The 8,372-nt window shown below is 53.0% G+C and carries 8 protein-coding genes and 3 pseudogenes; 5 read left to right on the forward strand and 6 right to left on the reverse strand.

The features are described 5' to 3' along the window. Nucleotides 1-482 precede the first annotated feature (482 nt). A pseudogene (locus tag OOJ60_RS23965) lies at nucleotides 483-596 on the forward strand (type VI secretion system contractile sheath small subunit); the annotation flags it as partial. Between the two features lie 233 nt (nucleotides 597-829). Then, nucleotides 830-1,366, forward strand: a pseudogene (locus tag OOJ60_RS23970) (IS3 family transposase); the annotation flags it as partial. Here OOJ60_RS23970 and ruvB read toward each other — a convergent pair. The 6 genes from ruvB to aspS all read right to left on the reverse strand — a co-directional run bounded on the left by ruvB (nucleotide 1,344) and on the right by aspS (nucleotide 6,598). Next, nucleotides 1,344-2,354, reverse strand: a complete 1,011-nt coding sequence (gene ruvB / locus OOJ60_RS23975; protein ID WP_042283850.1) for a Holliday junction branch migration DNA helicase RuvB — start codon at nucleotides 2,352-2,354, stop codon at nucleotides 1,344-1,346. The pseudogene OOJ60_RS23970 and the gene ruvB sit on opposite strands and share 23 nt — an antisense overlap. An 8-nt stretch (nucleotides 2,355-2,362) precedes the next feature. Next, the gene (gene ruvA / locus OOJ60_RS23980; RefSeq protein WP_042284736.1) at nucleotides 2,363-2,974 is read right to left on the reverse strand and encodes a Holliday junction branch migration protein RuvA; all 612 of its coding nucleotides are present in this window, start codon (nucleotides 2,972-2,974) and stop codon (nucleotides 2,363-2,365) included. 79 nt (nucleotides 2,975-3,053) lie between these two features. Beyond that, nucleotides 3,054-3,575 carry a crossover junction endodeoxyribonuclease RuvC gene (gene ruvC, locus OOJ60_RS23985; protein ID WP_000022514.1) on the reverse strand — a complete coding sequence of 174 codons (522 nt, stop codon included), beginning with the start codon at nucleotides 3,573-3,575 and terminating at the stop codon, nucleotides 3,054-3,056. A gap of 34 nt (nucleotides 3,576-3,609) precedes the next feature. Further along, nucleotides 3,610-4,353 carry a YebC/PmpR family DNA-binding transcriptional regulator gene (locus OOJ60_RS23990; protein WP_042283855.1) on the reverse strand — a complete coding sequence of 248 codons (744 nt, stop codon included), beginning with the start codon at nucleotides 4,351-4,353 and terminating at the stop codon, nucleotides 3,610-3,612. A 27-nt stretch (nucleotides 4,354-4,380) separates the two neighbouring features. After that, the gene (gene nudB / locus OOJ60_RS23995; RefSeq protein WP_042283858.1) at nucleotides 4,381-4,824 is read right to left on the reverse strand and encodes a dihydroneopterin triphosphate diphosphatase; all 444 of its coding nucleotides are present in this window, start codon (nucleotides 4,822-4,824) and stop codon (nucleotides 4,381-4,383) included. A gap of 1 nt (nucleotide 4,825) precedes the next feature. Then, nucleotides 4,826-6,598: an aspartate--tRNA ligase gene (gene aspS, locus OOJ60_RS24000; RefSeq protein WP_181823027.1), complete on the reverse strand. Its 1,773-nt coding sequence runs from the start codon at nucleotides 6,596-6,598 to the stop codon at nucleotides 4,826-4,828. 242 nt (nucleotides 6,599-6,840) lie between these two features. On the opposite strand from aspS, the gene OOJ60_RS24005 reads away from it, so the two are divergent. From OOJ60_RS24005 to OOJ60_RS24015, 3 genes and pseudogenes are all read left to right on the forward strand, one after another. After that, nucleotides 6,841-7,407: a hydrolase gene (locus OOJ60_RS24005; protein WP_060571374.1), complete on the forward strand. Its 567-nt coding sequence runs from the start codon at nucleotides 6,841-6,843 to the stop codon at nucleotides 7,405-7,407. Continuing rightward, nucleotides 7,404-7,499: pseudogene (locus OOJ60_RS24010) on the forward strand (DUF72 domain-containing protein); the annotation flags it as partial. The gene OOJ60_RS24005 and the pseudogene OOJ60_RS24010, both read left to right, overlap by 4 nt. A gap of 272 nt (nucleotides 7,500-7,771) precedes the next feature. Beyond that, entirely contained in the window at nucleotides 7,772-8,038 is a 267-nt protein-coding gene (locus OOJ60_RS24015; protein WP_045339380.1) for a DinI family protein, read from the forward strand. Nucleotides 8,039-8,372 lie beyond the last annotated feature (334 nt).

Genomic DNA, 8,372 nt, shown 5'->3' on the forward strand with positions numbered 1-8,372 from the left:
CAGAGGCTAAAAAGCATTCACCTGATGGCTGAATCAAATGCTCATATATCCATATGGTGATATATCAGCATTCATTCCTGTAAAAAAAGGACGATAGCTTATCCACGAATAAATATTATATTCATCACTTCAATTATTATTCACGCCACCCATCACCTTACCTTTTTATAAAGATAATTACGATGTATGAATTCATACAAACAACATTTACCTCACGTATAACATAAAATAAAAAATATATATAAATCAATGCGCTACAAATAAAATAGGGTTCATCAAAATCTCTTTTGAGTTATTTCTTATGAAAAAAGGAATCATCTTAAAAATAACAACAAAAAAAGAATACTCCTGAATTTCATTTGAAAAAAGTGCTTCTCAAAAAAAATTCTGCGCGTAAAATGTTTACCAGATTTTTTTATCGCACGGCATTCCATAGTCTGTACGGAGATGCAGAACACAACATAACCTGATGGATGAGTTTTATGAGCAAAGATTACAACGGTAGCGTGGCGCCCAAAGAACGCATAAATATTTCTTATGTTCCCAAAACTGACGGTGAGCCTGCTGAGGTGGAATTACCCCTCAACATGTTGATATCCCGTTCTTCCTGACCTGGTGAAGAGGAACTGCCTGTGGCTCAGACGACTATCCCACTTACACCCGAGCAAGAATCAGAAAACTTGAAAAACAGCCTGGACTGGCCAACCAGAAAGCTACGTTTTTTGAGTCGGTCATCAATGCCCTGAAAAATGATTATGGATAAGTATCATAAAAAAACGACCCGGAAATCCTCACGCAAAGTCCGGCTTCCAGAATAACCGTTATGCAAAAAGCCGGTCCTGAGCAGGTAACCGCCCTTGAACCGGAGCAGGTCTGGGTTGCCGATATTACCTCCCTTCCACTGCGCAGTGGCACAGTCTATCTGAGTCTGGCTACGGATGCCTTCTTCAGAAAAATCATGAGCTACCATGTTAGAGAAAATCTGCATACAGAAAATGTGGTAAAGGCGTTGAGGCAGGCACTGAAGCGGAGAAAAACAGTGGGTCCACTGGTACATCACTCTGACAGAGGGCAGCAATACTGCTCAGCGCTTTATCAGTCAGTCCATGAGCGAAACGGAATAACCTGTTCAATGACCGATGGTTATGACTGCCACCAGAATGCACTGGCTGAGAGAATAAATGGGATCCTGAAAAATGAGTTTTTACTCTCGCGCCCTGCAGATCTCATACAAGCCCGGAAAATGGTGAAAGAATCCGTGGCAATTTATAACCATGAGCGGCCACACCTGGCCCTGAAAAATAAAACGCCCGATGATATTCATCAGGCGTCACTCAGCAGATTTAAGGCATTTCCGGCGGGGTGATACCAAAATGGTTCCAGGCCCGCACCGTCGCCATTCTTCCGCGTGGCGTACGTTGCAAAAAGCCCTGCTGAATTAAATACGGCTCCAGCACATCTTCAATGGTTTCGCGCTCTTCACCGATTGCCGCCGCCAGGTTATCGAGCCCGACCGGACCGCCAAAGAACTTATCAATCACCGCCAGCAACAGCTTGCGGTCCATATAATCAAACCCTTCCGCATCGACATTCAGCATGTCCAGCGCCTGGGCGGCAATATCCGCTGAAATCGTGCCATCATGCTTCACTTCGGCGAAATCACGGACGCGTCTGAGCAAGCGGTTGGCAATACGCGGCGTACCGCGCGCGCGTCGCGCGACTTCCAGCGCCCCGTCATCGCTCATCTCAAGCCCCATAAAGCGAGCGCTGCGGCCCACAATATGCTGAAGATCGGGCACCTGATAAAACTCAAGGCGCTGGACGATACCAAAGCGGTCGCGCAGCGGCGAAGTCAACGATCCGGCGCGGGTCGTCGCGCCAATCAGCGTAAACGGCGGTAAATCGATTTTGATAGAGCGCGCTGCAGGTCCTTCACCGATCATAATGTCCAGCTGATAGTCTTCCATCGCCGGGTACAGCACCTCTTCCACCACTGGCGACAGTCGATGGATCTCATCGATAAACAGCACGTCATGCGGTTCCAGGTTGGTGAGCATCGCCGCCAGGTCACCGGCTTTCTCCAACACCGGGCCTGATGTGGTACGCAGGTTCACGCCCATTTCGTTTGCCACGATATTCGCAAGCGTGGTTTTGCCAAGCCCCGGCGGTCCAAAAATCAGCAGATGGTCAAGCGCGTCGCCGCGCAGTTTCGCCGCCTGGATAAATATCTCCATTTGCGAACGCACCTGCGGTTGACCAATATATTCATCCAGTAATTTCGGGCGAATGGCACGATCGGCCACCTCTTCTGCAATGGTGGCGCCTGCCGAAATCAGGCGATCTGCTTCTATCATCCTTTACCTCATAACGCGGCGCGCAGGGCTTCGCGGATCAGTGTTTCACTGCTGGCGTCCGGGCGAGCGACTTTACTCACCATACGGCTGGCTTCCTGAGGTTTATAGCCCAGCGCCACCAGCGCCGCAACCGCTTCCTGCTCGGCGTCTTCCACCGCCGGGCTGGCCGGAGAGGTCAGCACCAGATCGGCCGCAGGGGTAAACAGATCGCCGTGCAGACCTTTGAAACGGTCCTTCATTTCGACGATCAGGCGTTCGGCGGTTTTTTTGCCAATGCCGGGCAGCTTCACCAGCGCGGCGGGATCTTCACGCTCGACGGCGTTAACGAACTGCTGTGCGGACATCCCGGAGAGAATTGCCAGCGCCAGTTTTGGCCCCACGCCGTTGGTTTTAATCAACTCTTTGAACAGAGTACGCTCTTGCTTGTTGTTGAAACCGTACAGCAGTTGCGCGTCTTCGCGCACCACAAAATGGGTAAAGACCGTCGCTTCTTTTCCGGATTCCGGGAGCTCATAAAAACAGGTCATCGGCATATGCACTTCGTAACCGACGCCGCCCACTTCAAGCAACACCAGCGGGGGTTGTTTTTCCAGAATAATGCCTCTGAGTCTGCCTATCACATTACGCTCCTGCGTTGGGGCCGAAAAATAAAGCTGTATCATAAAAAAAGGCTGGATAGATATCCAGCCTCATTTGTCATTATCGCAAGCGACCTCGCGCAAGATTGAGACGCGACTCGCTCATTTGCATCGCATTCTGACTGACGTGGCAGTGAGTGATGGCAATTGCCAGCGCATCCGCCGCATCAGCCTGTGGATTGGCCGGGAGTTTCAGCAAGGTGCGCACCATATGCTGCACCTGGCTTTTCTCAGCGCTACCGATGCCCACCACGGTCTGCTTCACCTGGCGCGCCGCATATTCAAACACCGGCAGCTCCTGGTTGACCGCTGCGACAATCGCCACGCCGCGCGCCTGCCCCAGCTTGAGCGCGGAGTCCGCATTCTTCGCCATAAACACCTGTTCAATAGCGAAGTAGTCTGGCTGAAACTGGGTGATGATTTCCGTCACGCCCGCGTATATCAGCTTCAGGCGCGACGGAAGGTCGTCCACTTTCGTACGGATGCAGCCGCTACCGAGATAGGTCAGCTGTCTGCCGACCTGGCGAATTACGCCATAGCCGGTCACGCGAGAGCCCGGGTCAATACCCAGTATGATGGACATCACGCGCCTCCGGTGGTAACGGGATTAAGCCACATCATTCTAAGGTAGCTGCAACCTCATCAGAGATTTCACCGTTGTGGTAAACTTCCTGCACGTCGTCACAATCTTCAAGCATGTCGATCAGACGCAGCAGTTTTGGCGCGGTTTCCGCGTCCATGTCCGCTTTGGTTGACGGGATCATAGACACTTCCGCGCTGTCCGCTTTCAGACCTGCGGCTTCCAGCGCGTCACGCACTTTACCCATATCTTCCCACGCGGTGTAGACGTCAATCGCGCCGTCGTCGAAGGTCACCACATCTTCCGCACCCGCTTCCAGCGCCGCTTCCATAATGGTGTCTTCATCGCCCTGCTCAAAGGAGATCACGCCTTTTTTGCTGAACAGATAGGCCACGGAACCGTCGGTACCCAGGTTACCGCCGCATTTGCTGAACGCATGACGCACTTCCGCAACAGTACGGTTACGGTTGTCAGACAGGCATTCCACCATGATTGCCGTACCGCCAGGACCGTAACCTTCATAGATGATGGTTTCCATGTTGGCATCATCATCACCGCCCACACCGCGGGCAATCGCGCGGTTCAGGGTGTCACGGGTCATGTTATTGGACAGCGCTTTATCAACCGCTGCGCGCAGACGTGGGTTAGCGTCCGGATCGCCACCGCCCAGTTTGGCAGCCGTCACCAGTTCACGAATGATTTTGGTGAAGATTTTACCGCGCTTAGCATCCTGCGCCGCTTTACGATGTCTGGTGTTGGCCCATTTACTATGACCTGCCATAAATATTTCCTCAAAAAGCATGCCTTTTCAGGCGATGTTAATTACAAATTCTTCAATCGCCTGCCGGTTGCTCCACGACTTGGTGAGCGCCGCCGCCGCGGGCGCATCAAGCCACTGGTAGGTCAGGTGTTCGGTGAACACAATCTGCCGCTCATGCGGCAACGCAAGGCAGAACCAGGATTCTGTATTGCGCGCCACGCCCGGCGCATAGCGATGACGTAAATGTGAAAAAATCTCAAACTCCACCGTGCGCTGACAGTCGATTAAGGTCAGTTGCTCAGCGGCAACGTCAATGGCGACCTCTTCCTTTACTTCACGCACGGCGGCTTGCGACGCGGTTTCACCGTCTTCAAGGCTTCCGGTTACCGACTGCCAGAAATCCGGGTCGTCGCGTCGCTGCAACATCAGCACTTTCCCGGTGTCTTTTGCATAGATCACGACTAACACCGAGACAGGCTGTTTGTATGCCATATCAGTTTTTCTCAGCCTTTTTGACCACGTCGATACCCAGCTCAGCCAGCGCTGCCGGGTTCGCGAAGCTCGGCGCTTCGGTCATCAGACAGGCTGCGGCGGTCGTTTTCGGGAAGGCAATAACGTCACGAATATTATCGGTACCGGTCAGCAGCATGGTCAAACGATCCAGACCAAATGCCAGACCCGCATGTGGCGGCGTGCCGTATTTCAGCGCATCCAGCAGGAAGCCGAACTTCTCACGCTGTTCCTGTTCGTTAATCCCCAGAATGCCAAACACGGTCTGCTGCATTTCACCGTTATGAATACGTACGGAACCGCCGCCCACTTCGTAACCGTTAATGACCATGTCGTAGGCATTGGCGACCGCATTTTCCGGCGCGGCTTTTAGCTCAGCGGCGGACATGTCTTTCGGCGAGGTGAACGGGTGGTGCATTGCGGTCAGACCGCCTTCACCGTCGTCTTCAAACATCGGGAAGTCGATCACCCACAGCGGCGCCCACTTGCTTTCGTCGGTGAGATTCAGATCTTTACCCAGCTTCAGACGCAGCGCGCCCAGCGCATCGGCCACCACTTTCTTGTTGTCCGCGCCGAAGAAGATCATATCGCCATCCTGGGCGGCGGTGCGCTCGAGGATCGCGTCAACAATTTCCGCGTTGAGGAATTTCGCGACCGGGCTGTTGATGCCTTCAAGTCCCTTCGCGCGCTCATTGACCTTAATGTAGGCCAGACCTTTTGCGCCGTAGATCTTGATGAAGTTACCGTAGTCGTCGATCTGCTTACGGCTCAGCGCCGCGCCGCCGGGTACGCGCAGCGCGGCTACGCGCCCTTTCGGATCGTTCGCCGGGCCGGAGAATACCGCGAATTCGACGGACTTCAGCAGATCGGCAACGTCCACCAGCTCCATCGGGTTGCGCAGATCCGGCTTGTCGGAACCGTAACGGCGCTCGGCTTCCGCAAAGGTCATAATGGGGAAATCGCCCAGATCCACGCCTTTCACGTCCAGCCACAGGCTACGTACCAATGCTTCCATCACTTCACGCACCTGTTCGGCGGTCATGAAGGAGGTTTCCACATCGATCTGGGTAAATTCCGGCTGACGGTCAGCGCGCAGGTCTTCGTCACGGAAGCATTTCACGATCTGGTAATAGCGGTCAAAGCCGGACATCATCAGCAACTGCTTAAACAGCTGCGGCGACTGCGGCAGCGCGTAGAATTTGCCTTTATGCACGCGGGACGGGACCAGGTAGTCGCGCGCGCCTTCCGGTGTGGCTTTGGTCAGCATCGGCGTCTCAATGTCGAGGAAGCCGTGATCGTCCATAAAGCGGCGCACCAGACTGGTGATTTTCGCGCGGGTCTTCAGACGCTGCGCCATTTCCGGACGGCGCAGATCCAGATAACGGTACTTCAGACGCGCTTCTTCTGTGTTGACGTGGTTTGAATCAAGCGGCAGCGATTCTGCGCGGTTGATGATAGTCAGATCGGAGGCCAGCACTTCAATCTCGCCGGTGGCCATCTCGCTGTTGATGTTTTTCTCGTCACGCGCACGCACGGTGCCCGTCACCTGAATGCAGAACTCATTACGCAGTTCAGAGGCCAGCTTTAATGCGTCCGCACGATCCGGGTCGAAAAAGACCTGCACGATGCCTTCACGATCGCGCATATCGATAAAGATCAGGCTGCCAAGATCACGACGACGGTTGACCCAACCACACAGAGTCACCTGCTGCCCCACGTGGGACTGACGGAGCTGTCCGCAATATTCTGTACGCATGAGATATCCCTTAATAAGCCGCAGGCTGTTTTGTCGCAGCTTTAACTGTATGTCACAACTGGATGAAAAAAGGCGGCTATTATACTGGAAATTCCGCCTGACGATAAGTCCGCTACAGACTGTACGCGTGTTTCGTACGCGGGTATTGCGTATTCTCACAAAAAATAACAAAAATTGTCGTCCGTCACACGGGCAATCGCGATTAAGGTGTAACGGAATTTTGAATTTCGACGGGAGTTATCATGCTGCAACTGAACGCAAAAACCACCGCCCTGGTGGTCATTGACCTGCAGGAAGGGATTTTACCCTTCGCTGGCGGCCCGCATTCCGCCACTGACGTCGTGACGCGCGCTGCCCGCCTGGCGGAGGCGTTTCGCGCCAACGGTTCGCCGGTGGTGATGGTTCGCGTTGGCTGGTCCGACGATTATGCCGAAGCGCTTAAACAGCCCGTTGACGCCGTGACGCCCGCGCACCCGCTGCCGGAAAACTGGTGGACGTACCCGCAGGCGCTGGGTAAAGCCGAAAGCGATCTGGAAGTGACCAAACGCCAGTGGGGCGCTTTTTACGGGACCGACCTTGAACTGCAACTGCGCCGTCGGGGTATCGACACTGTCGTGCTGTGCGGTATCTCCACCAATATCGGCGTAGAATCAACTGCCCGCAACGCCTGGGAACTGGGTTTCAGCCTGATCATCGCCGAAGACGCCTGCAGCGCGGCCAGCGCCGAACAGCATCAGGGCAGCATGACCCACATCTTCCCGCGTATCGCCCGTGTGCGTAGCGTGGACGAGATCGTTCGCGCCTTATGATATACATCGGCCTGCCGCAATGGTCGCACCCCAAGTGGGTGCGTCTGGGGATCAACGGTCTGGAAGAGTATGCCCGCCACTTTAATTGCGTGACGCGGCAATTTTAAAAATCACTAAAGAACGCCCAAGAGCATGTGCATTCTTTATGATTATCAATGACATAAAATTAACTTCATATGAAAATCACCAAAGTTCATATGAGTAAAAATGTCCCACTCATGCCCCAAACCGTCTCAAAAACAATTTTTTTGCCCCATCTATGCCCCATAGCTCTCTTCTGAAATGCTATATACCTAACCGTTGACACTGTACAAATAACCAGTATAAATTCTCTTTAAAAATACAGTCGTTTCCGGAGGTCTTTATGTTCGTTGAGCTGGTCTATGACAAGCGTAATGTTGATGGTTTGGTTGGCGCCAGAGAGATTATTCTGGCAGAGCTGACGAAACGGGTGCACCAGATTTTCCCTGACGCAGAAGTGAAGGTTAAGCCGATGCAGGCGAACGCCTTAAACAGCAACGCCAGCAAAAGTGATCGTGAAAAACTGAACCGAATGCTGGAAGAAATGTTCGATGAATCAGACATGTGGTTAACCTCAGAATCACCTACCGTTCGTCAGGTTGGTATTTGAGTTTTACTCAGGTAGTATTCCCGGCGATTGCTCAGGCATGAACACTGAGCAACCAGCCGCCGCCCGTTCTTGCATACGACAGGCGGCGGTTTTATTTATGAGGTAGGTTTCTGCACGTCTGCTTCCAAAGCCTCATTCTGTCGCTGGTTCCAGATGCTGTTCGGTGGCATTTCAACCCGAACGGAAACGAACGAATCAGCATGAATATCCACCGGGTCTCCATTAGTTAGCCAATCGATTTCGCTAAAGTGGGATGCAGAGACAGTGGTCCGATTGATATACCAGCGGATCAGTTCGTCTCTGTTAGCCTCGGAATGTCAGACGACAGTTCATT

It is taken from the genome of Citrobacter sp. R4 (assembly GCF_026719175.1).
Lineage (GTDB): Bacteria > Pseudomonadota > Gammaproteobacteria > Enterobacterales > Enterobacteriaceae > Citrobacter_A > Citrobacter_A sedlakii.